Below are 23,969 nucleotides of genomic sequence, written 5' to 3' on the forward strand. Positions count from 1 at the left end.
GGCCGCGCCGATCTCAGGCGAAGGCGAACCCGTGCCCGACGTCGGCCACGCCGACCAGCACCACCTCCGGCGCGCCTTCGGCCACGCCGGCGGCCAGCTTGCTGGTGGTGCTCAGCACCGTGCTTTGGTAGGCGATCACGCTGGTGTTCTGGTCGACCGCGTCGAGCATCGCGCGCGCGGTGGCGGCGGCGGCGGCGCCCGCATAGCCGGCCACCTCGCGCGGCTGGTCGAGGCTGGCGGTGAAGTTGGCGGCGATGGTGATGCGGTTGGCCACCAGCCCGGCATCGATCTGCCCCTGGACGCTGGTGTTGGCCTCGGCGCCGGCCATGATGTTGAGCGCGGCCACGCCGCGCGCCACGCCGTTGGGCGCGTCCAGCGCGGCGGTCCAGAAGGCCAGGCCGCCGGCGTCCGGCGCGCGGCCGAACAGATGCGAGTAGATCGCCGTGACGAAGTCGGCGGAGCCGCCGTGGTACAGCGCGACCGACTCGTCGCTGTTGCCGAAGCTGTCGATCAGCGCCTTGACGGTGGCGTTGGTCCGGTAGGCGTCGACGAACTCGGCGGTCGTGGTGGGCACCTTGGCGGCGGCGAACTGCGCCACCATGGCCGCCAGGCCGCCGGCGTCGGCCGGACGTCCGAAATAGCCCACATAGAATTTTTGCGCCAGGGCCACATATTTCGCCTGCAGCGGATCGTCGGCCAGGCTGTTGATGCCCAGCGAGATGGTGCCGTCGGCCAGCGCCAGGCGCTCGATGTTGGTCAGCGTGTCGCTCTGGAAAACGTTAGCGCGCGTGGTCACGGTGTAGCCGCCGCCGGCGTTGGCGGTGATGTTGTAGGCGCTCAGGTTGCCGGTGAAGACGGCCGTGTCGATGCCGTCGCCGCCGTCGAGGCTGTTGCTGCCGCCATTGCCCTGCAGCCGGTTGGCGGCGCTGTTGCCGATCAGCGTATCGTCGCCGCTGCCGCCGACGGCGTTCTCGATCACCACGTCCCAGGCGATGGTCAGGTTGGCCGTGCCGTCGTAGACGACCGCCGGCGGCGGTTTGGTCCAGTTGTAGCCGTCGGTATTGTCCGAGGGGATATGGATCGACGAAAAATGCCCATCCTGCAAGTCGATCTTGCTGCCCGCGCTGAAATTGGCGATGGAGATGGTGTCGTTGCCGCCGGCGTCCCAGATCGTGCGCAGAAACGGCGTCGACGGATCGAAAGTGTAGACGTCGTCGCCGGTGTGGTAGGTCATGTTGGCGCCGTACATATACTGCATCGCGGCGATGTCAAACAACATGGGGGTCTCGGGCACGACTTCGTGGACCGAGTACGCATGCCCGGTCGGGGTGGCCGTGACGTCGACGAACTGGCTGAAGATGGCGCTATCGTAGTCCATGACCGAGTACAGACGGTTGGCAAACTCGGGGTCGACCACCGTGCCGTTCTCGAATGGATGCTTGAGGCCCAGCGCGTGGCCCATCTCGTGGATCAGGGACATGTAGTTATAGCTGCCCACCGACCAGTTGCTGTCGGTCGCGCCCGACTCCTTGGTGCTGAGCCAGATATCGCCGCCGCTCGGGTACGTCGAATTCGGCCAGTACGCCCAGCCCCAGGCCTCCGAGCCGTCGCTGACCGTTTCGGTCGCCGAGGTCCAGGCCACCCGGATGTCGCCGACGGCGGTGCTGCTTTCCTGGATCCTGGCGGTGGTGATGTTGGCCACGCTGGACCAGGCCCCCAGGGCCGCGATGGCGGCCGCTTGCTGAACCGCGTTCAAGCCGTAATGCTGGGTGCCTGCCGGCTCATTGAGCTTGGAGTAGACGCCGCCGTCGATGCCGCTGTAGGTGGCGTTGGTGGCGGTGGTCCATGGGAAGCTGTAGGTGACGGTGGCGCCGGTGCCGACCGCGCCGCCCCACTTCAAGCCGGACAACAGGGAATCGACGAAATTGAAGTCCCAGGCGGGGACGTGAGAGACGGGACTGGACGTGCTGGGCGTGCTCATGAATGACTCCGTTGACGGGCCGCGGCCCTGTCGAAGGAGTGTAATCAGTGTCTTGCCAAAAAGCAATGATCAGGCACGCAAATTAATTCATTTCGCTATGATTTGTTGTGGAAGTTGCAAAATCGCCTCGGCGTTGGAGAAAGAAAAACATTTATCGGCCGCCTCCAGATGCGGCATCCACGCGTAGTTCAGGTGCTCACGCGGGCTGAGCGTGATCGCGATGTCGCGCGGCACCTCGACGCTGAAGACATGCTCGGTGTTTTCCGTCACGCCCGGCGCGTAGCGGTGGCGCCACACCGGGTAGATCGTGTAGATGTTGGACAGGTGCCAGTCGCGCAGCACGATGCGCTCGCCGTCGGCGACGATGCCGGTTTCCTCGAACAGCTCGCGCGCGGCCGTCTCCAGCAGCGGCTCGTCGACGGCGTCGAGCGAGCCGGTCACCGATTGCCAGTAGCCGGGCTTGTCGGCGCGTTCGATCAGCAGCACTTGCAGGTCGGCGGTGTGGATCACCACCAGCACGGATTCAGGTATCTTGTATGGCATACAATCAAACAAAATGTAAACCCGGGACGGATTAGGCGGCACGCCGTAATCGGCCTTGCGTGCGCCGTCGCGACGCATGCATGGCCGATTACGCTGCGCTAATCCGCCCTACTTAGCTGGCCACCTTCGGCTCGACGGCGCGCAGGCGGATGTGCAGTTCCTTCAACTGCTTCTCGTCCACTTCCGACGGCGCCTGGGTCAGCAGATCCTGCGCGCGCTGGGTTTTCGGGAAGGCGATCACGTCGCGGATCGAATCGGACTTGGTCATCAAGGTGACGATGCGGTCCAGGCCGAACGCCAGGCCACCGTGCGGCGGCGCGCCGTATTGCAGCGCGTCGAGCAGGAAGCCGAACTTCAGGCGCGCCTCGTCGGCGTCGATCTTCAACGCGCGGAACACCTTCGACTGCACTTCCTCGCGGTGGATACGGATCGAGCCGCCGCCCAGTTCCCAGCCGTTCAAGACCATGTCGTAAGCCTTGGCGATGCAGGCGCCCGGATTGGTTTCCAGCATGTCCTCGTGGCCGTCCTTCGGCGCCGTGAACGGATGGTGGGTCGCGGTCCAGCGGTCGTTTTCCTCGTCGTGCTCGAACATCGGGAAGTCCACCACCCACAGCGGCGACCAGACGTCGTCGAACAGGCCGGCGTTCTTGCCGAACTCGCTGTGGCCGATCTTCACGCGCAGCGCGCCGATGGCGTCGTTGACGACCTTGGCCTTGTCGGCGCCGAAGAAGATCAGGTCGCCGTCCTCGGCGCCGGTCATCTCGATCACCTTGGCCAGCGCGGCGTCGTGCAGGTTCTTGACGATCGGCGATTGCAAGCCGTCGCGGCCCTTGGCCTTCTCGTTGACCTTGATGTAGGCCAGGCCGCGCGCGCCGTAGATGGCGACGAACTGGGTGTAGGCGTCGATTTCCGAACGGGGCATCTCGCCGCCCTTCGGCACGCGCAGGCCGACCACGCGGCCGTTAGGCATGTTGGCCGCGCCCGAGAAGACCTTGAAGTCGACGTCCTTCATCACTTCGGTCAGGTCGGTGAACGACAGCTTGACGCGCATGTCCGGCTTGTCCGAACCGTATTTGCCCATGGCCTCGGCGAAGTCCATCACCGGGAACGGGTTCGGCAGGTCGACGTCCATGGTGTTCTTGAAGACGATGCGGATCATGTCCTCGAACAGGTCGCGGATCTCCTGCTCGGTCAGGAACGAGGTTTCGCAGTCGATCTGGGTGAATTCCGGCTGGCGGTCGGCGCGCAGGTCCTCGTCGCGGAAGCACTTGGTGATCTGGTAGTAACGGTCGAAGTTGGCCACCATCAGCAGTTGCTTGAACAGCTGCGGCGACTGCGGCAGCGCGAAGAAGCTGCCGGCGTTCACGCGCGACGGCACCAGGTAGTCGCGCGCGCCTTCCGGGGTCGACTTGGTCAGCATCGGCGTTTCGATATCGATGAAGCCCAGGTTGTCGAGGTACTTGCGCACTTCCATCGTCACCTTGTAGCGCAGGCGCAGGTTGTTCTGCATCTGCGGACGGCGCAGGTCCAGCACGCGGTGGGTCAGGCGGGTGGTTTCGGACAGGTTGTCGTCGTCCAGCTGGAACGGCACGGCCACGGATGGGTTCAGCACTTCCAGCTGCGTGCACACGACTTCGATCTTGCCCGATTTCAGGTTGGCATTGACGGTGCCGGCCAGGCGGTCCTTGACCACGCCGGTGACGCGCAGGCAGAACTCGTTGCGCACGTGCTCGGCGGCCTTGAAGACTTCGGCCTGTTCCGGATTGCAAACGATCTGCACCAGGCCTTCGCGGTCGCGCAGGTCGATGAAGATCACACCGCCGTGGTCGCGGCGACGATGTACCCAGCCGCACAGGCTGACGGTTTGGCCAAGCAGCGCTTCAGTGGTGAGGCCGCAGTAGTGAGTACGCATTGAGGACATGTTTATTTCTCGGTTCAGGTTAGATTGCTCGTGAATTCGGGGTGTACTACTTTACTTGCTGACGACTTCGATGGCCTGGGGCACGGTTTCCGGCGCCACCACGCCCATCGAGACGATGTACTTCAGGGCCGCGTCGACCGACATGTCGAGTTCGACCACATCCTTGCGCGCCAGCATCAGGAAAAAGCCCGACGTCGGATTCGGCGTGGTCGGCACGTAGACGCTGACATAGTCGCCCACCAGATGGTTCTTGACGTCGCCGCCGGGCGTGCCGGTCAGGAAGGCGATGGTGTACGAGTTCTGGTGCGGATACGGGATCAAGACCGCCTTGCGGAAGGCGTTGCCGGACGACGAGAACAAGGTGTCCGACACTTGCTTGACGCTCGAATAGAGCGAGTTCACCAGCGGGATGCGCTTGAGCAGCTTTTCCCACATGCGCACCACGTAGTTGCCGACCAGGTTGTTGGTCAGCAGGCCGGTCAGGAAGACGATCACCACCGTCAGCAGGGTGCCCAGGCCGGGGATGTCGAAGCCGAACATCGTGCGCGGCTGCCAGCGCTCCGGCACGAACAGCAGCGACTGGTCCATCGTGCTGATGACCAGGTTCAGCACCCAGGCGGTGATGGCCAGCGGCACCAGGATCAGCAGGCCGGTAATAAAATATTTACGCATCGAAGACTCTTATATGGGTGCTCATGTGGGTGGAATGACGGATGGCGGCGGCACGGCCGCCGCCATCGTTCAGGCCGACCCCGTGCCGCCCGCCGGCTTGGCCGCCGGCGCAGTGGACGCCGCGCCGTCGGTCTTGGGGGCGTCGGCCTTGGCCGCGCCCTCCACCGGACCGGTCGACACGCCCGTCGCCGGCGGCGTGCCGCCACGGAAATCGGTCGCGTACCAGCCGGTACCCTTGAGCTGGAAGCCAGCGGCGGTCAGTTGTTTCTTAAACGACTCCTTGCCGCACGACAGGCAAACAGTCAGCTGCGGGTCGGAAATCTTCTGCAAGACATCCTTGGCAAAACCACATGCCTCGCAGCGGTAAGCGTAGATCGGCATCTATTACTCCGCAAAAATCATCAAAACCCTGAATTATAAAGCTTTTTACTCGGCGCTAGCCTGTTTCCTGTCGCCAAGGTCCGAATGGTGGTGCCCAAGCTAACGATTCCATTAAAAAAATTCACTCGTAAATTATTTGCACGCATGCTTAAATGGCGAGCTCTAGCGTTGATTTCCCAATCCCCGAATCGCCGCCACGATGTTGTCCAGACTCTCGACGCACCGGATTCACCACTGATTGGGATATATGATGAAGAAATATCTGTTTGCGGGCCTGCTGGCCGCCACGCTGTCCGCCCCCGCCTTCGCGCAAAGTAAATTTATCCGGGAATCGCCGGAACAACCGCTTCCTCGCCGCACCGTGGTCGCCAGTATGGCACTACTGGTGGTGCTCGGCTTGGCCAAGCCACGGTTGATGCGTCCATCTAAAACACGTAACACGTAACACGTAGGGCGGATTAGCGCAGCGTAATCCGCCATGCATGCGCCGCCGGCGGCTCAAAGATGGCGGATTACGGCGTTCCGCCTAATCCGCCCTACGTGATTCCCCGGTGTATTTTGTCACCAGTCCACCGGCGCCAGATCATCCAGCGCTCCTTGCCTTCGAACACCGGTATCGAATCCGCAACGGCTTCGTCGGCGATGCATTCGAAGTCGTCGCACAGCAACGCATCCAGTTGCTCGCGGACTATGCCGAACGGCGGGCCCTTGGCCGCGTCATCAAAAAAGAAGTATCCCGCCAGCAGCGCGCCGGCGGGCAGCAACTCGGCCCAGCGCGCCGCCACCCTCGGCCACATCGCCCGCGGCATCGCGCACAGGAAGGCGCGCTCGTAAATCAGCTGCAGCGGCCGCGCCGGCTGCCAGGCGAAGAAATCCGCCTCCACCACCCGCTCCGCATGCTCGCCGACGGCGCGCTTGCCGGCCTGCACCGCCTGCGGCGAAAAATCGATGGCGGTCGCGTCCCACCCCGCCCCGGCCAGGAACGCCAGCTCGTACGCCGAGCCGCAACCGGGTATCAAGGTGACCAGCGGCCCGTTGGCGGCGGCAAACTCGCGCAGCGCCTGCGGCACGCCGCCCCGGTCCCAGGGCGTGAAGCCGCGCCCGAAGCGCTCGTCCCAGAACGCCGGCGACATCGGATCGCGTTGCTGGAAGTCCGCCATGATCAGAGCAGGTGGTGCCAGCGCAGATACAGCTGGAATCCGGCCACGCCCAGCCCGAAGGCGCCGGCGAAATAAATCACAAAACTCAGCAAGCGATTGGTGCGCTGCTGTTCGTGGATCAGCACCTTGATCAACTCGCCATTGTCGGCCGGCTTCTCGCCCTGCTGCTCCAGCGCCCTGTACACCAGGCGCGGCAGCTGCGGCAGGATTTGCGTGTAGCGCGGCGCTTCGGCCTTGAGCCGCTGCAACAGGCCCTGCCAGCCGACCTGCTCGCCCATCCAGTTTTCCAGATATGGCTTGGCCGTCTTCCACAGGTCGAGGTCGGGGTCGAGCTGGCGGCCCAGGCCTTCGATATTGAGCAGCGTCTTTTGCAGCAGCACCAGTTGCGGCTGCACTTCGACGTTGAAGCGGCGCGAGGTCTGGAACAGCCGCAGCAGGATCTGGCCGAAGGAGATGTCCTTCAGCGGCCGGTCGAAGATCGGCTCGCAGCAGGCGCGCACGGCCGACTCGAGCTCGTCGACGCGGGTTTCCTTCGGCGCCCAGCCCGATTCGATGTGGGCCTCGGCCACGCGCTTGTAGTCGCGGCGGAAGAAGGCCAGGAAATTTTGCGACAGGTAATCCTTGTCGTAATCGTTGAGGGTGCCGACGATGCCGAAGTCGAGCGCGATGTAGCGGCCGAAGGTTTCCGGCTCGATCGACACCAGGATGTTCCCCGGGTGCATGTCCGCGTGGAAGAAGCCGTCGCGGAACACCTGCGTGAAGAAAATTTCGACGCCGTCGCTCGACAGTTTTTTCAGGTCGACGCCGGCCGCCTCCAGCTTGTCGATCTGCGACACCGGAATGCCGTGCATGCGCTCCATGACGATGACGCTGCTGGAGCAATAGTCCCAATACATTTCCGGCACCATCAGCAGCTTGGAGTCGGCGAAGTTGCGGCGCAGCTGGCTGGCGTTGGCCGCCTCGCGCATCAGGTCGAGCTCGTCGTGCAGGTATTTGTCGAACTCGGCGACGACCTCCTTCGGCTTCAGGCGCTTGCTATCGGCCCAGACGCGGCCGATCCACTCGGCGGCGATGTGCATCAGCGCCACGTCCTCGTCGATCGATTTCTTCATGCCCGGACGCAGCACCTTGACCGCGACCTGCTTGCCGTCCTTCAAGGTGGCGAAGTGCACCTGCGCGATCGACGCCGACGCCACCGGCGTGCGCTCGAACGAGGCGAACAGCTGGTCCGGGTGCGCGCCCAGCGATTTGCGGATCTGCGCGATGGCCAGGTCGGAGTCGAACGGCGGCACCCGGTCCTGCAGGCGCGACAGCTCGATCACCAGGTCGGCCGGAATCAGGTCGCTGCGGGTCGACAACACCTGGCCGAACTTGACGAAGATCGGCCCCAGGTCCTCCAGCGCCATGCGCAGGCGCACGCCGCGCGGAGCCGAGATGTCGCGCCAGAAAATGATGGTGTCGATGAGTTTGGCGGTGCGCGGCACTTTGAGGCCGGAAATGGCGATTTCGTCGAGGCCGTAACGAATCGCAACCCGCAGGATTTTCAGCAGGCGTAAAAATTTCAAAATCATTGGATTCCCAGTTTCTGTTCCAGTTTGGCCAAACGCTTGGCGGCCCGTTCCACGTCATCGCGCAGGCGCACCACGTCGGCCGAGAATTCCGCCACCGCTTGCGGCCTCACCAGCACCTGCTTTTCCTCCAGCAGGAATTCGGCGACGTTTTCGGCCAGCTTCTGGTGGCCGGTCCTGGCCGCCTCGAACGCCGCCTTCGCGCCGGACACCATGCGCACCGCCGCCACCGGGCCGACCACTTTTTCCAGGTCCGCTTCCGCCTCCCAGCGCAGCGACGTGCTCAGGCTCGAGATGGCGTTGGCGAAATCGGCGTCGCCCTCGATTTGCACGTAGGAAAACGCGCGCTCGCGGTTTTGCGCGATCAGCGGCAGGTCCGACAGTTTGACGCGGATCGTGACGCGGGCCGGCTCGTCGGCCGGCGCCGGCTCCAGCATGCCGTCGGCGGTCACGCGCAGGCGCAGCGCGACGGCGCCGGTGTCGATGCAAGCGACCTTGCCGGCATGGCGTCGCAACTGCTCGCGGGCCCAAGGCTCCTGCGCCAGCAGATGGTTGATGGCGGCGCTGGCCGGCGTCGCGGAGAAGTTACTGGGGTTTAAGAAAATCATGTTCTCGCCGTTAAAACAAAACCGCCCGGGAATACGGGCGGTTTTGATCTTACAACATATCGGGCTTTACCCCTTAACCGCAGCGCCGACGCCGGGGTCGTACCCCGCACGGGGTACGACCCCTACCCGGCCCTGCGGGGTTCAAGCCAACTGTTGAATACCAGCAAGCAACCAGCCCGACGCGCCGGACACCGGCTTGGCCAAGTTCCAGACCTCGTTGAACGGCTCGGCCAGCGCGTCCGGCGCGGGCTTGATCATGCCGGTGAACTTGACGCTGGCCAGGTACTCGGTCTCGCTGGTCTCGATGCCCAGCAGCTCGGCCTCGATGCTGACGACGTCGGTGTAATCCTTCTGCGCGCCGCGTTCGTTGATCTGCATTTTCATTTCGGCGAACACCTCGGGCGTGGTGAACTCGCGGATGTCGGCCGTATCGCCCTTGTCCCAGGCCGCTTGCAGGCGGATGAAATTGCTCTTGGCAACGCGCAGGAACGACACCGCGTCGAAATCGCCCGGCACGCCCCAAGGGGTGTGCGGCGCAGGCGCCGCTGGCACCGGCTGATACGGCTGCTCGGGCTGCAGGCGCGAGCCGATTTCCGGCGTGCCACCGCCAGCCGGCGGGGCGTAGGCGGACGCGTTGTTATTACCGTTGAAGCCGCCGCCGAAGGCCGATGGCGCCACCGCCGGCTGCGACTTGCGGCGGAACATGCGGAAGATGAAGTACGCGGCGCCGGCCAGCAGCGCCAGCATCAACATCGTGCTGAGGATGCCGGCCATCGCGCCGCCGATGCCCAGGTGCGAGAACAGCGCGCCCAGGCCGAGGCCCAGCAGCGCGCCACCCAGGATACCTTTCCACATGCTGGGGCGTTTGGCCGGCATGGCGTTTGGCGCGGCCGGGGCCGGTGCGGGGGCGGCCTGGCGCGGCGCAGGCGCTGGCGCGGGAGCCGGCGGCATGCGGCTGACGTTTTGCGACTGGCGGCCGATCGAACGGTTGCCGCCGGCGGGACGCGCGGTCGCCTCGGCCAGCATCGTCAAGGCCGACACGGCGACAACAGCGCCGATCATCAGTTTTTTGAAATTCATGGTCATTTCCTACGGTAATTACAGTTTGATACCGGTGTGTAAAGCGGCCACACCTGCCGTCAAGTTGTAATACGTTACCCGTTCCAGCCCCGCCTCCTCCATCATGGTCTTGAGCGTGTCCTGGTCCGGATGCATGCGGATCGACTCGGCCAGATAGCGGTAGCTTTCGGCGTCGCCGGCGATTTTCTGGCCCATCCAAGGCAGCACCTTGAACGAATAAATATCGTAGGGCTTCTGCAGCGGCGCCGCCACCTTCGAGAACTCCAGCACCAGCAACTTGCCGCCCGGCTTGAGCACGCGGCGCATTTCCGCCAGCGCCTGGTCCTTGTGCGTCATGTTGCGCAGGCCGAAAGCGACGCTGACGCGGTCGAAATAGTTGTCCGGGAACGGCAGTTTTTCCGCGTCACACAACAAGGTGGGGGTCAACAGGCCGCGATTCAAGAGGCGGTCCCGCCCCACGCGCAACATCGACTCGTTGATGTCGGTCAGCCAGACCTCGCCGGTGGGGCCGGCCTGCTTGGCGAACACCTTGGCCAGGTCGCCGGTGCCGCCGGCGATGTCGAGGCACTTGAAACCGGGGCGCACGGCCGCGTTGGCGATGGTGAAGGTCTTCCACAGACGGTGCAGGCCACCCGACATGACGTCGTTCATGATGTCGTACTTGGCGGCGACGGAATGGAAAACCTTGGCGACTTCGCGGACTTTGTCGTCTTCCGCGACGGTTTTATAGCCGAAATGGGTGGTATTTGTCATGGTAGCGGGCCTGTTAGTTTGGCTGCATTATACAAGCTGCCCGTATTGAGGGCGCCGCGGAACCATGTCAGAATCGGCAACCCTTTTAACCGAGATATTCAAAAATGAACAAAATCATCGCAACATTGCTGTTTTGCGCGTCCGGCGCCGCCTTTGCCAATTCGGCCTGCGACGTGCCGAAGAACGATTTCGACGGCCTGTACTGCCTCAACAAGGTCTATCAGGAGGCGGACAAGGAGCTCAACACCAATTACCAGGCCCTGAACGGCAAACTGGACGCCGACGGCAAGAAGGCCTTGAAAGCCGGCCAACTGGCCTGGATTCAAAGCCGCAACAACAGCTGCTCCAAGCGCGAGTCGACCGGCTTCTACGTCAATCTCGATTGCGCGACCAATACCACGATCAAGCGTTCGCAGTTCCTGCAGGACCGGGTGCGCGAGTGCGCCAGCTCCGGCTGCCAGAACAGCAAGCTGAAGGACTAATTCGCCTGGCGCTACCGCGCCGGCAGGTGGCGCCATGCCAGCCCGAGCGCGGTGCGCTTGCGGAAGCCCTTCCACAGGCCCGGATCGGGCGCGATGGTGCCGTCGGCCGTCAGCGGCGGCAGCTCCAGGTAGGCCTGCAGCGGCTGCGCCTTGAGCTGGATGCCGAGGAACGCCGTCACAAAATGCTGGTTGATGTTGTTGATGCGGCGGCTGTCCCACACCGGCTCGGAATAGGACATGAAATCGTCGAAGTTGGCCAGCATCGCCGGTGACGGCGGATTCGGCGCCGAGTTGTGGCGCCCGCCCTGGTACGTCAGCAGATACCGGTCGGCGCGCACGGCGCCTTCGAAGATGCGCACCACGCCATCCTTGTAGCCGGCCACGTCGTCCTGGTCGCCGCTGACGAACAGCGTCGGCGTGCGCACGTTGGCCAGGCCCTCCGCATCCCACACCTTGTGCGCCCCGCCCCATGGCGCGAACGCCACCACGGCCTTGATGCGCGCATCGCGGCGCGATTCATAGTCCGCGTTGCCCTGCTGGTTCACGGCCAGCTTGCCACCGGGAACGTACGCGGCGGCCGCCGCGCTCACGCCAGCGCCGACGGTGTTCAAGGCGCCGTACGCGCCCATCGAATAGCCGATCAACGCCGTGTTGCCGGCGTCGACCAAGCCGGCCAGGAAATGGCCGCTGCCCGGCTTGGCCCACGCCGCCACGCTGTCGAGCACAAACAGATCGTCCAGGCGGCGGTTCAGCAGGGTGCTGGCAAAGCCGGCCTTGTCCGCGCGGGTGGACTCGGGATGGTCGATCGCCACCACGACGTAGCCCTTCGACGCCAGGTTCTCGGTCAGGTAGCTCATTTGCAGGCGCGAGCCCGGATAGCCGTGCGAGACGATCACCAGCGGATAGCGTCCGGCGGCCGGCGCCGCGTCGCGCGCCGCGCGGCCGATGAACTGGAACGGCGTGTTGGGGCGGGCGGGATCGTTGGCGCCCGATCCCAGCACATCGGTATAAACCGTATGTTCCTTTTGTCCGGCTGCGAGCGTGGCGGGATACCAGACTTCGAGCGTGAGCTTGCGGGTGTAGCGCGGGTTTTGATTCGCTTCACTGTAACGCAGCACGTCCACCTGGTCCGCGTGCTCGGCGACCAGGGTGCGCACGCCGACCTGCAAAGCGCCGCGCGCCGCCAGCTCTGGCGCGTCGGGACGGGCGTCGCCGAAGTATTCCTGCGCGTGCAATGGTGCGATGAACGCCGATACGGCCAGCGCCGCGATCACTATCCTGCCAACTGCCTTCATACTCTCATCCTATTCAGAACAAAACCAACCACGGAGACACGTAGGGCGGATTAGCGCAGCGTAATCCGCCATGCTCCGTCGGCGGCTCACACATTGGCGGATTACGGCGTTCCGCCTAATCCGCCCTACGTGTTAGCACGATTTATCAGAGGCATTAAGCCCCAGATGCTCCCTCAACGTGGTGCCCTGGTACGCGGTGCGGAACAAACCGCGCCGCTGCAATTCCGGCACCACCAGCGACAGAAAATCATCCAACCCGCCCGGCAGCGCCGGCGCCATGAAATTGAACCCGTCCGCCGCCTCCTGCTCGAACCACGCCTGCATCTGATCGGCCACCGCCGCCGCCGTGCCGACCACCGTGAAGTGACCTCGCCCTCCGGCGATGCGCTCGTACAGCTGGCGTATCGTCAAATTCTCGCCCTGCGCCAGATCGGTCAGCAATTGCTGGCGGCTGCGCTGACCGTCCTGCGTCGGCGGCAGCTCCGGCAGCGGCCCATCCAACGGATAACCCGACAGGTCGAAGTTGCCGATCATACGCCCGAGCAGCGCCAGCCCCGCCTTCGGCTCGATCAACTGCTGCAATTGGCCGAACTTGTCGTCCGCCTCGCCCTGCGACTCCCCCACCACCGCGAACAAGCCGGGCATCACCTTCAGCGACGCCGGCGCGCGGCCATATGCCACTACGCGGCGCTTCATGTCACGGTAAAAATCCCGCGCCTTCGCCAGCGACGGCTGCGCCGTGAACACCACTTCGGCCGTGGCGGCAGCCAGCTCGCGTCCCGCCTCCGAGCCGCCGGCCTGCACCACTACCGGCCGCCCCTGCGGGCTGCGCGACACATTCAGCGGCCCGGCGACGGCGAAATGCGGGCCGCGATGATTGAGCTTGCGCAGCCTGGCCGGATCGATCAGCTGTCCGCCGGCCTTGTCGTTAATAAGCGCCCCATCTTCCCAACTATCCCACAGTCCCGTGACAACCTGATGAAATTCCCGCGCCCGTTCATAGCGCGCCGCGTGCGCCACATGCCGATCGCGGCCGAAATTGGCCGCCTCGGCCGCGTTATCGGACGTGACCAGGTTCCAGCCCGCCCTGCCGTCCGATATCTGATCGAGCGACGCGAACTGGCGCGCCACCGTGTACGGCTCGTTGTAGGTGGTGGTGGCGGTGCCGATCAAGCCTATCTTCCCGGTGCAAGCCGCCAGCGCCGACAACAACGTCAACGGCTCGAGCGCCGGCACCCCGCCGGTCAGCGCCAGGCTGTCGGCGAAGAACACCGCGTCCAGGCAGGCCCGTTCCGCGCTTTGCACCTGCCGCCGGAACACCTTGAACGGATTCGACTCCAGATCCGTTTGCGGATGCCGCCATGCGGCCACGTGGTGCCCGTGCCGCATCATGAAGGCGGCGATGCTTAATTGACGTGTCATTAAAACTCCTTGCGCGCGGTGATGCCGAAGTAGCGTTCATCATCACGCGGCACCGCGCGCGTGACGTAGCCGGTCGAGGTGACCAGGTTGGTGGCATAGGACTTGTTGGCCAGGTTCTTGCCAACCAGCGCGACGCGCCAGCCGCCCGGCGTCGACGACAAGGCAATACCGGCGTTGACGACGCCATACGCGCCCTGGATCGCGTCCGGCGACTGGAACAGGTCGAATTGCGTCTTCGCCTGATAGGTATAGTCGGCCGAGAAGTCGACGATCAAACCGTTCTGCAGCGGCAGCGCGTAGTTGGCGCGGGTGTAGGATTTCCACTTCGGCGAGAACGGCAACGGCCGGCCATTCAGGTTGCACGACGCCGTGGCCGCCGGCGGGCAGTTGAAGTTGTCGATGCTGGTGTCGGTGTAGGCCAGCGATGCGGTCAACGTCAGCTGGCGTGTTGGCCGCGCGTTGATGTCCAGCTCAACGCCCTTGGTCGATACATCACCGGCGTTGATCAGACGGGTGATGACTGTGCCGGCGACCGTGTCGAAGAAGTTGGCCTGGTAGTTGGCGTATTTGGTGTTGAAAACGGCGACGTTGGCCGTGAGCCGGCGATCGAAGGCGCTGGCCTTCAATCCCAGCTCGAACGAGTCGGAGGTTTCCGGCTTGAGCGCCAGGGTGTCGCGGCCAAGCATGTTGAAGAAGACGTTGTAGGCCGGCCCCTTGTAGCCACGCGAATAGGTCGCGTAGGCGTTGACGTCGCGCGACAGCTGGTACTGCAGGCCGAGACGCCCGGAATAGCCATCCTCTCTGGTCGAGCCGCTGTTGCTTACGCCGGGCTGCACGCCGGGAAAAGCGGTCGTCGAGGTCGAGGTGCGGACATGGTCGTAGGACAGTTCATCCCTGGTCCAGCGAGCACCGGCGATGGCGCGCCAATCCGGCGACAGATTGAGCGTGCTCTCGCCGAACAGCGAGTAGCTGTCGTTCTTGACGCCATAGTCGGCGCGGCCCGAGTTGAGCGCCGTCGTGGTGACGATGCGTTGATAGGTTTCGCGGTCCTTGCCGTGCAGGTAGAACGCGCCGACGACATATTCGAGGAACTGGTCCTTCGGCGACGCCACCCGCAACTCCTGCGACACCTGGCGGAAATCGACGGTGCCGATATCGCGCGTGGCCGGATAAGCGGCCGTGATGCGCGCCGCTTCCGCCGCGTTGCCGATGGCCGAGGTGCTGGTGTACTGCGCATTGTCCCAGTCGCGCACCGCCGTGATCGACGTCAGCGTGTAGCCGCCGTTGCGCCAGTCGACCTGCGCCGACAAGCCCTTATTGGTGTCGCGGATATCGCTTGGAATATCCGTGTTGATCTGGCGGTTATCCCGCGTAGCCGCCACCGGCGCGATCGCCTGCGAGAACGGCGCGCTGGTGGACTTGTAAGCGGTGAAGGACGGCGACGCGTTCGAGCGCAGGTAGTCGGCGATCAGGCTCACGTCCAAATCCTTGTTCGGCGTGATGTCGACGCGGGCGCGCACGCCTTTGCGGTCGTAGCCATTGACCTTGCCGCCACCGGCGTGCACGTTATCGACGTTGCCGTCATAGTCCGCATACAGCGCGGTGACGGCGGCGGTGACCACGCCTGGCTGGATCGTGCCGGACAAGCCGGCCCGCACGCGCTTCTCATTGCCCTTGTACCAGGAGGCGTCGACAAAGCCGCTAGTCTGCTCCGACGGCTTGCGGCCGATCACATTGAGCACGCCGGACGACGCGTTCTTGCCGAACAGCGTGCCTTGCGGACCACGCAGGATCTCGATATGTTCGATGTCCAGCAAATCCAGCGTGGCCTGGCCGGGACGCGCGTACACCACGCCGTCGATCACCGTCGACACGGTCGGTTCCACGCCGGGCGACGTCGAGATGGTACCGATACCGCGCACGAAGATCGTCGAGTCCTTGTTGCCGCCCTGCTGGCGGAACGTCACGCTCGGCACTTCCTGCACGATGGTGTCGATGCTGGTGCGGTTGGCCTGGGCCAGATCGTCGCCGTTCAGCACCGACACGGCCACCGGCACCGATTGCAGCGACGCGTTGCGGCGCGTCGCGCTGACCGTCACGCTGGGAACGGCGGTGCCGTCGGCGCGGTCCAGAATCGGCGCACTGGCCGCGTCGGCAGCCGCGTCCACCCCACCCGCCCAAGCCGAGCCGACAAGCAAAGCGCCCAACGTCAGCGCACCGATTTTTCTACTGTTGTTCCTCATTGCCGATCCCTTGATTTGAAAGCGCCCCTTGCGCCATATGCGGAAAATCCACTTTCATCATCGAAGAACCAACTTAGTTCCCCGCCTGACGTTTGCTAGACTTTGAATGGTACCGATACCCTTTTTTTAGTGTCGATGCCGGCCGATTTGAAGTCAAAGAATTTAAAAACCCATCGATATGTCTTTTCTAAATATGCGCGGACAAAGCAAATGAACGAACCGGGAAGCACGCGCAAACGCCGTGGCTCCGGCCGCGCGACCATCCACGACGTGGCGCGGCTGGCGGAAGTCGGCTCGATCACCGTGTCGCGCTACTTCACCGAGCCGGGACGGGTCGCGGCCACGCGCAGCGCGCGCATCGCCGCCGCCGTCAAGCAGCTGGGCTATGTGCCGAACCTGATGGCTGGCAGCCTGGCGTCGTCGCACAGCCGCATCATCGGCATGGTGATCCCGAACATCTCCGGGCCGATTTTCGCCAGCACCATACAGAGCTTCAGCGATACGCTCAGCCGCCATGGCTACCAGCTGCTGCTGGCGTCGAGCTACTTCTCGGCGAAGCAGGAGGAAAGCGCGGTGCGCGCCTTCCTCGGCTGGAAGCCGGCGGCGCTGGTGGTGACGGGACGGTTCCACAACCGCGCCACGGAAAAGCTGCTGTCGGGGGCCGGGATTCCGGTGGTCGAGACGTGGGACTACGATCCGCGCCGCAAGCCGATACAAGTGGGCTACTCCAACACCGCCGTCGGCGAGCAAGCGGCGCGCTATCTGTACGCGAAGGGATATCGACGCATCGCCTTCGTGCAAAACAGCCTGGCGGGCGACTTGAGCGCGGTGGACCGCAGCGACGGCTACGCGGCGGTGATGCGCGAGCACGGCCTGCAACCAAACATCCATGTGCCGACGGCGGAGGCGCCTTTCGACGCCGGCAAAGAGGCCATCGAAGCGCTGGCGCTGAAACCGGCGCGGCGCGGCGACCAGCGTGCCGAGGCGATCATTTTCGCCAACGACAATCTGGCGGCGGGCGCCCTGCTGGCGGGGCAGCGCGCGGGGTTGGAGATACCCGGGCAGTGCGCCATCGTCGGCTTTGGCGACTACCCGTTCTCGCCGTTGCTGCTACCCAGCTTGACCACCATCCGCCCACCGGGACGCGAGATCGGCGAAATCGCCGCGCTGCGCATTCTGGAGCAGTTGGGGGCGTTGCCGGCATCCGACCGGGACACACGCCTCAATCTGCTGGCCTGCGAACTTATCGAGCGCGAAAGCGCGTAAAGGAAAATCATGAAGAACATCGCCGCCGGCTTGCTGCTGGCCCTCCCCCTGCTGGCGCACAGCGCGCCGGCGATCACCATCGGCTTCCAGAAAAGCAGTGGATTGCTGGGCATACTGAAAAATCAGGGAACGCTGGAGAAGGCCTTCGCCGGCCAGCAGATCAAGTGGATCGAGTTTCCGGCCGGCCCGCAGATGCTGGAGGCGCTCAACGCCGGCAGCATCGATTTCGGCAGCACCGGCGCGCCGCCGCCGGTGTTCGGGCAGGCGGCCGGCATCGACCTGCTGTACGTGGCGGCCGAACCGGCACCGGTCAACAGCGAGGCGATCTTCGTGCCCAAGGATTCGCCGGCGCGCACGGTGGCCGATTTGAAGGGTAAGAAGGTGGCGTTCCAGAAGGGCTCCGGCTCGCACTTCTTGCTGGCGTCCGCGCTGCAAAAGGCGGGACTGACGCTGGGCGATATCAAGCCGGTGTACTTGTCGCCATCGGATGCGCGGGCGGCGTTCGTCAGCGGCGGCATCGACGCGTGGGTGGTGTGGGATCCGTATTTCGCCTCGGCGCAGAAGTCGTACCAGGTGCGGGTGCTGAGCGACTACACCGGGCTGCCGCAGGCGAATGGCTTTTATCTGGCGTCGCGCAATTTTGTCGGAAGGTCGCCGAAGATGTTATCGGCGCTGCTCGAGCAGGTTGCGAAGACCGGCCAGTGGGCCAATACGCATCCAAAAGAAGTGAGCGCCATGCTGGCGCCGCAAATGGGTCTGCCGGTGAATATCGTTGAAACTTGGCAGAGCCGCACACGCTATGGCGCGGTGCCGGTCAGTCCCGCGATCGCCGCCAGCCAGCAGCGCGTGGCGGATGTGTTCTATCAGCAGAAACTGATACCGAAACCGATCAGCGTAGCTAGCAAGGTATGGGCTTGGCAACCAGCAACCGTCAAATAGATCGGCGTAGTAATGTCGCACCAGGAAGTTTTCCAGCCTGCCGGTCAAAGGTCATCATCGCCGTACAGCCCAGCGCGCGGCTGGACGCCAAAATAAGACAATTTGCAAAATGCGCCTTACCTTGAGCCCAGATTTCCAGCGCCTCCACCAGGACGGCTTCCCGCTCGATCTGTACTTCGCCAGCGGCTCGCAACGCAGAAAAAGTGGTGATGATTTCGCTCTTTGAATATCGATACGCGCTGCGTAGCACCCACTCGCACTCAAGCACGACCAACAACATCACAATCGCCCGCTGTTGCGATTCCTTAGCGCGCTGGATGAGTTCACATGCTAGTCGATATTGAGAGGGCTCATCGCGAACGATAAATCGAATCATGACATTGGTATCGAGCGAGATCATCGCTCAGCGGGAAAGCTTCTCGATGGGAAGAGGCTTCTGGCCTTCCCGATATAACATACCGCCCAAATCGCAAATGCTGCGATTTTTGGGATAGATGATCGCGGCACCGGTCGTCGATATCGTGAATCGCACCAAATCGCCAGGCTTGATGTTGAGCTGTTCCAGTACATCTTTGGGCAACGCGACGTTGCCGTTCTCATCCGCTATGACATCACTCATGATCGCCTCCGCTTTTTTCTAGCTTAGCGAAGAAAACCGAAAGCGCAAGTGCGTTGGATCAGCCTCAGTGCTTGTGCCCGCAGGACGGGCCGTGCACGTGCGGCGCCGGCGCCGGGGCCTTGGCGGGATCGCGTCCGCTGTCGCCTTCCAGGCCCGCGGCGTGCAGGCGGTCCATATAGTCCTGCCACAGCTTGTCCTTCTCGTTGCCCAGCTTGTACAGGTAATCCCACGTGAACAAACCCGTGTTGTGGCCGTCCGTGAAGGTCGGCTGCACCGCGTAGTTGCCGACCGGGTCCATCGCGGCGATGCCGACGTCGCGCTTGCCGATCTGCAGCACTTCCTGCCCCGGGCCGTGGCCCATCACCTCGGCCGACGGCGAGTACACGCGCAGCAGCTCGAACGGAATCGAGAACGAGGCGCCGTCGTCAAACTCGATGTCCAACACCTTGGATTTGTTATGGACGGTCAACGCGGTCGGATTCTTGGTGCTCATATCAGGCTTTCAAACGTTCAACGATCGCCGCATGCAGCGCCGGCACCAGCGCGCGGCGTGCGGCCAGCGCCTCCGGCGCGCCGCTACGGACGGCCGTGGCGAAACTCGAGTTGGGGAAATGCGCGTCGTCCAGATAACGCGGAATCACATGCCAGTGCACATGTGGCGTCATGTTGCCGAAGCTGGCCAGGTTGATCTTCTCCGGCGCCATCACGGCACGCTGCGCCGCCTCCACCGCGAAGACCACGTCCATCACGCGGTGGCGGTCGGCGGCATCCAGGTCCGTCATCTCCTTGACGTGCGCGTTCCACACCACGCGCGTGAAGCCCGGGTACTCGGCATCGTCGACGGCGACCACCGACAAGCGCTCGTCGCTCCAGATGACGACGCCCTCGGGCGGCGCCGCCAGCAGCTTGCACAGGTCGCAGGCCGCCGTCACACCAGCACCCGCTCGATGCCGCCGTCGTTGGCGCGCTTGACGTAGTCGGCCATCCAGTTCTCGCCCAGCAGGTGCTTGGCGATCTCGACGACGATGTAGTCGGCCGTGGTGCCGGCGTCCTCGCCGTAGCGCGACACGCCGCCCAGGCAGGCCGGGCAGCTGGTCAGGATCTTGACCTCGCCATCGAAGCCGTCGGCGCGCAGCTTGTCGGCGCCTTTGATGACTTCCTCTTCCTTGCGGAAGCGCACCTGCGTCGAGATGTCCGGACGCGCGATCATCAACGTGCCCGAGTCGCCGCAGCAGCGGTCGTTCTTCTCGATCTTGACGTTGTCGTGGGTGGCGATCAGGCCGTTGACGGTCTTGGTGGCCTCCTGCAGCTTCATCGGCGTGTGGCACGGCTCGTGGTACATATAGCGTGTGCCGGTCACGCCTTCGAGGCGCACCTGCTTCTCCAGCAGATACTCGTGGATGTCCATGATGCGGCAGCCCGGGAAGATCTTCTCGAACTCGTACGTGGCCAGCTGGTCGTAGCAGGTGCCGCACGACACCAGCACCGTCTTGATGTCCAGATAGTTGAGCGTGTTGGCCATGCGGTGGAACAGCACGCGGTTATCGGTCATCATCTTCTCGGCCTTGTCGTACTCGCCCGAGCCGCGCTGCGGATAGCCGCAGCACAGGTAGCCCGGCGGCAGCACGGTCTGCACGCCCACTTCCCACAACATCGCCTGGGTCGCCAGGCCGACCTGCGAGAACAGCCGCTCCGAGCCGCAGCCCGGGAAGTAGAACACCGCCTCGGTATCGGCCGTGGTCTTCTTCGGATTGCGGATGATCGGGATGACCTTGTCGTCCTCGATGTCGAGCAGCGCGCGCGCGGTCTTCTTCGGCAGGCCGCCCGGCATTTTCTTGTTGATGAAGTGGATCACCTGCTCGCGCACCGGCGGCTTGCCGACCGTCGGCGGCGGCGCCTTGGTCTGCTTCTTGGCGAATTTCTTCAGCAAATCATTACCCAGGCGCTGGGCCTTGTAGCCGATGCCGACCATCGCCGCGCGGGTGGCGTTGATGGTGGCCGGATCGGTGGCGTTGAGGAAGAACATCGCCGCCGACTTGCCCGGATTGAAGGACTTCTTGTCCATCTTGCGCAGCAGATTGCGCATGTTCATCGACACGTCGCCGAAGTCGATGTTGACCGGGCATGGCGTCACGCATTTATGGCAGACCGTGCAGTGGTCGGCCACGTCCTCGAACTCTTCCCAGTGCTTGATCGAGATGCCGCGCCGGGTTTGCTCCTCGTACAGGAAGGCCTCGATCAGCGACGACGTCGCCAGGATCTTGTCGCGCGGCGAGTACAGCAAGTTGGCGCGCGGCACGTGGGTCGAGCACACCGGCTTGCACTTGCCGCAACGCAGGCAGTCCTTGACGCTGTTGGCGATCTCGCCGATGTCGCTTTGCTGCATGATCAGCGATTCGTGGCCCATCAGGCCGAACGACGGCGTATAGGCGTTGGACAGGTCCGCTTCCATGCCGGGCAGGTTCAGCAGCTTGCCCTTGTTGAAGCGGCCTTCCGGATCGACGCGCAGCTTGTAGTCGCGGAACGGGCCGATCTCTTCCTCGGTGAGGAACTCGAGCTTGGTGATGCCGATGCCGTGCTCGCCCGAGATGACGCCGTTGAGCGAACGGGCCAGCACCATGATGCGCGCCACGGCGGCGTGCGCCAGTTGCAGCATCTCGTAGTGGTCCGAGTTGACCGGCAGGTTGGTGTGGACGTTGCCGTCGCCGGCGTGCATGTGCAGCGCCACGAACACGCGCCCGCGCAGCACGCGCTTGTGGATGGCGGTGGCCTCGTCGAGGATCAGCTTGTAGGCCGCGCCGCTGAAGATCTGGCGCAGCTGGGCGCGGATTTCCTGCTTCCACGTCACGCGGATGGTGCGGTCCTGGACGACGTCGAACAGGGTCGCGTCCGGCTGCGTCTTCAGGCGCTCGTCGAACACGGCCAGCAGGCGATCCAGGCCCAGCGCGGCCAGCTCGCCGGTGACGGCGTTCAGCGGCTTGTCGAGCTCGGCCAGCAGGAAGGTCCAGCGGTCGCGCACCTGCGCCAGCAAGGCCTCGGCCTGCTGCACGCGGTCGCCCAGCATTTCCTCGTCGCCCACGGCGTCGTCGGCGTCGTCGCTCTTGCCGATCGGCAGATTGCCGGCGGCGAAGAACTCGCGCAGCTCGTCGACCAGTTGCAGCTTGTTCTTGATCGACAGCTCGATGTTGATGCGCTCGATGCCGTCGGTGTACTCGCCCATGCGGTTGAGCGGAATGACCACGTCCTCGTTGATCTTGAAGGCGTTGGTGTGCTTGGCGATGGCGGCGGTGCGGGCGCGGTCGAGCCAGAACTTCTTGCGCGCCTCGGCGCTGACGGCGACAAAGCCTTCGCCGACCCGGGTGTTGGCGATGCGCACCACTTCCGAGGCGGCCATGGCGACCGCGTTCTCGTCGTCGCCGACGATGTCGCCGAACAGCGCCATCTTCGGCAGCACGCCGCGCTTCGATTTGGTGGCGTAGCCGACCGCGCGCAGGTAGCGCTCGTCCAGATGCTCCAGGCCGGCCAGGCGCAAGGTGGCGAACTGCTCGCCCTTGGCCGGCAGGCCGTCGAGGTAATCCTTGATCTCGACGATCGACGGAATGGCGTCGCGCGCCTGGCCGAAGAACTCCAGGCAGACGGTGCGCGCGAACTTCGGCATCTTGTGCAGGATCCAGCGGCCCGAGGTGATCAGGCCGTCGGTACCCTCCTTCTGGATGCCCGGCAGGCCGGACAGGAACTTGTCGGTCACGTCCTTGCCCAGGCCCTCCTTGCGGAAGGTGCGGCCGGCGATCTCCAGGATCTCGGTCTTGAACGGCGCGCCTTTCGCTTCGCCGCGCGCGCTCGGATGGGTCCACTCCAGCTGGAAGCGGGCCAGCGGCGTGTCGTGGATCTTCGACAGGTTGTGGTCCAGGCGCGTGACCTCGAGCCAGTCGCCGTTGGGGTCGACCATGCGCCACGAGGCCAGGTTGTCGAGCGCGGTGCCCCACAACACGGCCTTCTTGCCGCCCGCGTTCATGGCGATGTTGCCGCCGATGCAGGACGCGTGCGCCGACGTCGGGTCGACGGCGAACACGAAGCCGGCCTTCTCGGCCGCCTCGGACACCTTGTTGGTGATCACGCCGGCGCCGGTGTAGATGGTCGCGTATTCCTTGTCGAGGCCGGGCAGCACCTTCATCTCGACCGGGCCCATGTTGAGCAGCTTCTCGGTGTTGATGACGGCCGACATCGGCGTCAGCGGGATGGCGCCGCCGGTGTAGCCGGTGCCGCCGCCGCGCGGGATGATGGTCAGCCCCAGCTCGATGCAGCCCTTGACCAGGCCGGCCATCTCCTCCTCGTTGTCGGGCGTGAGCACGACGAACGGATACTCGACGCGCCAGTCGGTGGCGTCGGTCACGTGCGAGATGCGCTTCATGCCGTCGAAGCAGATGTTGTGCTTGTCGGTGTAACGGCCCAGCACCTTGTAGGTGCGCTTGCGCAAGTCGTAGACCTGCTTGAATTCCTCGCCGAAGTCGGCCACGGCCTTGCCGGCCGCGCGCAGCAGCTTGACCACGTTGGCGCTGCGCTGCTTGGCGGCGTCGGAGTCGCTGCCGTCGTCGTCGATGGTCAGGCGGCGCTTGTCGACCTCGGCCAGGCGGTGGTGCAGCGCGTTGATCAGCTCCTGGCGCCGCTTCGGGTTGTCCAGCATGTCGTCCTGCAGGTACGGATTGCGGCGCACGGCCCAGATGTCGCCGAGCACCTCGTACAGCATGCGGGCCGAGCGGCCGGTCTGGCGGGCGCAGCGGAGGGCATCGAGCAAGCTCCACGATTCCTCGCCCAGCAGCCGGATGACGATCTCGCGATCGGAAAACGACGTGTAGTTATAAGGAATTTCGCGGAGACGCTGGGTCTCCGGTCCGTGGGGCGTTTCCGCCAGCAGAGCTTGGATTTGTGCAGGGGCATTCATTATGCGATTGGACTTGTAAACTGAACCCGGGAGGATCATTCTAGCGTATTGCGACGCACCATGTCGGAACAGCCTTAGATGGCCGGGGGATACT

The 23,969-nt window shown here is 64.2% G+C and carries 22 protein-coding genes; 4 read left to right on the top strand and 18 right to left on the bottom strand.

Features of this window, described 5'->3' with window-relative positions; genetic code table 11:
- Positions 1-13: 13 nt before the first annotated feature.
- The 5 genes from JOD97_RS21975 to JOD97_RS21995 form a co-directional block, all read right to left on the bottom strand.
- Positions 14-1,981: a M10 family metallopeptidase C-terminal domain-containing protein gene (locus JOD97_RS21975; protein WP_209723334.1), complete on the bottom strand. Its 1,968-nt coding sequence runs from the start codon at positions 1,979-1,981 to the stop codon at positions 14-16.
- 87 nt (positions 1,982-2,068) lie between these two features.
- A complete protein-coding gene (nudB, locus tag JOD97_RS21980; RefSeq protein WP_209723337.1) occupies positions 2,069-2,524 on the bottom strand; it encodes a dihydroneopterin triphosphate diphosphatase in 456 nt (151 codons plus the stop codon).
- A 112-nt stretch (positions 2,525-2,636) separates the two neighbouring features.
- On the bottom strand, positions 2,637-4,436 hold the full coding sequence (aspS, locus tag JOD97_RS21985) for an aspartate--tRNA ligase (protein WP_209723800.1): 1,800 nt from the start codon (positions 4,434-4,436) through the stop codon (positions 2,637-2,639).
- A gap of 60 nt (positions 4,437-4,496) precedes the next feature.
- A complete protein-coding gene (locus JOD97_RS21990) occupies positions 4,497-5,117 on the bottom strand; it encodes a DUF502 domain-containing protein (RefSeq protein ID WP_209723341.1) in 621 nt (206 codons plus the stop codon).
- 69 nt (positions 5,118-5,186) lie between these two features.
- Positions 5,187-5,498, bottom strand: a complete 312-nt coding sequence (locus tag JOD97_RS21995) for an FmdB family zinc ribbon protein (RefSeq protein WP_209723345.1) — start codon at positions 5,496-5,498, stop codon at positions 5,187-5,189.
- 250 nt (positions 5,499-5,748) lie between these two features.
- On the opposite strand from JOD97_RS21995, the gene JOD97_RS22000 reads away from it, so the two are divergent.
- Positions 5,749-5,943 carry a hypothetical protein gene (locus JOD97_RS22000; protein WP_209723350.1) on the top strand — a complete coding sequence of 65 codons (195 nt, stop codon included), beginning with the start codon at positions 5,749-5,751 and terminating at the stop codon, positions 5,941-5,943.
- A 91-nt stretch (positions 5,944-6,034) separates the two neighbouring features.
- Here JOD97_RS22000 and JOD97_RS22005 read toward each other — a convergent pair whose 3' ends face one another.
- The 5 genes from JOD97_RS22005 to ubiE all read right to left on the bottom strand — a co-directional run bounded on the left by JOD97_RS22005 (position 6,035) and on the right by ubiE (position 10,667).
- The gene (locus JOD97_RS22005) at positions 6,035-6,658 is read right to left on the bottom strand and encodes an SAM-dependent methyltransferase (protein ID WP_209723354.1); all 624 of its coding nucleotides are present in this window, start codon (positions 6,656-6,658) and stop codon (positions 6,035-6,037) included.
- Positions 6,659-6,660: 2 nt separating this feature from the next.
- Complete coding sequence (ubiB, locus tag JOD97_RS22010) at positions 6,661-8,229, bottom strand: ubiquinone biosynthesis regulatory protein kinase UbiB (RefSeq protein ID WP_209723357.1); 1,569 nt, start codon at positions 8,227-8,229, stop codon at positions 6,661-6,663.
- Entirely contained in the window at positions 8,226-8,834 is a 609-nt protein-coding gene (locus tag JOD97_RS22015; RefSeq protein ID WP_209723361.1) for an SCP2 domain-containing protein, read from the bottom strand. Before JOD97_RS22015 ends, ubiB begins: the two co-directional genes overlap by 4 nt.
- A gap of 141 nt (positions 8,835-8,975) precedes the next feature.
- On the bottom strand, positions 8,976-9,914 hold the full coding sequence (locus JOD97_RS22020) for a Tim44 domain-containing protein (RefSeq protein WP_209723364.1): 939 nt from the start codon (positions 9,912-9,914) through the stop codon (positions 8,976-8,978).
- An 18-nt stretch (positions 9,915-9,932) separates the two neighbouring features.
- Complete coding sequence (gene ubiE / locus JOD97_RS22025; RefSeq protein WP_209723366.1) at positions 9,933-10,667, bottom strand: bifunctional demethylmenaquinone methyltransferase/2-methoxy-6-polyprenyl-1,4-benzoquinol methylase UbiE; 735 nt, start codon at positions 10,665-10,667, stop codon at positions 9,933-9,935.
- Between the two features lie 104 nt (positions 10,668-10,771).
- Here ubiE and JOD97_RS22030 point away from each other — a divergent pair, with 104 nt between their 5' ends.
- Complete coding sequence (locus JOD97_RS22030) at positions 10,772-11,149, top strand: lysozyme inhibitor LprI family protein (RefSeq protein ID WP_209723369.1); 378 nt, start codon at positions 10,772-10,774, stop codon at positions 11,147-11,149.
- A gap of 11 nt (positions 11,150-11,160) precedes the next feature.
- Here JOD97_RS22030 and JOD97_RS22035 read toward each other — a convergent pair whose 3' ends face one another.
- The 3 genes from JOD97_RS22035 to JOD97_RS22045 form a co-directional block, all read right to left on the bottom strand.
- Positions 11,161-12,444, bottom strand: coding sequence for an alpha/beta fold hydrolase (locus JOD97_RS22035; protein ID WP_209723372.1), 1,284 nt, complete (start codon positions 12,442-12,444; stop codon positions 11,161-11,163).
- A 132-nt stretch (positions 12,445-12,576) separates the two neighbouring features.
- Positions 12,577-13,866: an LLM class flavin-dependent oxidoreductase gene (locus tag JOD97_RS22040; protein ID WP_209723375.1), complete on the bottom strand. Its 1,290-nt coding sequence runs from the start codon at positions 13,864-13,866 to the stop codon at positions 12,577-12,579.
- Positions 13,866-16,034 (bottom strand): TonB-dependent receptor, encoded by a 2,169-nt coding sequence (locus JOD97_RS22045; RefSeq protein ID WP_373999913.1) that lies wholly within the window; start codon positions 16,032-16,034, stop codon positions 13,866-13,868. The genes JOD97_RS22040 and JOD97_RS22045 overlap by 1 nt, the downstream gene beginning before the upstream one ends.
- Positions 16,035-16,319: 285 nt before the next feature.
- On the opposite strand from JOD97_RS22045, the gene JOD97_RS22050 reads away from it, so the two are divergent.
- On the top strand, positions 16,320-17,375 hold the full coding sequence (locus tag JOD97_RS22050; RefSeq protein ID WP_209723382.1) for a LacI family DNA-binding transcriptional regulator: 1,056 nt from the start codon (positions 16,320-16,322) through the stop codon (positions 17,373-17,375).
- 9 nt (positions 17,376-17,384) lie between these two features.
- Complete coding sequence (locus JOD97_RS22055; protein ID WP_209723385.1) at positions 17,385-18,314, top strand: sulfonate ABC transporter substrate-binding protein; 930 nt, start codon at positions 17,385-17,387, stop codon at positions 18,312-18,314.
- On the opposite strand, the gene JOD97_RS22060 is transcribed toward JOD97_RS22055, so the two are convergent.
- The 5 genes from JOD97_RS22060 to JOD97_RS22080 form a co-directional block, all read right to left on the bottom strand.
- The gene (locus tag JOD97_RS22060) at positions 18,307-18,714 is read right to left on the bottom strand and encodes a PIN domain-containing protein (protein WP_209723388.1); all 408 of its coding nucleotides are present in this window, start codon (positions 18,712-18,714) and stop codon (positions 18,307-18,309) included. The genes JOD97_RS22055 and JOD97_RS22060 overlap by 8 nt on opposite strands.
- A gap of 3 nt (positions 18,715-18,717) precedes the next feature.
- Positions 18,718-18,933: an AbrB/MazE/SpoVT family DNA-binding domain-containing protein gene (locus JOD97_RS22065; RefSeq protein ID WP_209723394.1), complete on the bottom strand. Its 216-nt coding sequence runs from the start codon at positions 18,931-18,933 to the stop codon at positions 18,718-18,720.
- 64 nt (positions 18,934-18,997) lie between these two features.
- Positions 18,998-19,426: a gamma-butyrobetaine hydroxylase-like domain-containing protein gene (locus JOD97_RS22070; protein ID WP_209723399.1), complete on the bottom strand. Its 429-nt coding sequence runs from the start codon at positions 19,424-19,426 to the stop codon at positions 18,998-19,000.
- Position 19,427: 1 nt separating this feature from the next.
- Complete coding sequence (locus tag JOD97_RS22075; RefSeq protein ID WP_209723404.1) at positions 19,428-19,865, bottom strand: HIT family protein; 438 nt, start codon at positions 19,863-19,865, stop codon at positions 19,428-19,430.
- A complete protein-coding gene (locus tag JOD97_RS22080) occupies positions 19,862-23,875 on the bottom strand; it encodes an FAD/FMN-binding oxidoreductase (RefSeq protein ID WP_209723409.1) in 4,014 nt (1,337 codons plus the stop codon). Before JOD97_RS22080 ends, JOD97_RS22075 begins: the two co-directional genes overlap by 4 nt.
- Positions 23,876-23,969: the final 94 nt, after the last annotated feature.

The organism is Duganella sp. 1411 (assembly GCF_017833525.1).
Lineage (GTDB): Bacteria > Pseudomonadota > Gammaproteobacteria > Burkholderiales > Burkholderiaceae_D > Rugamonas.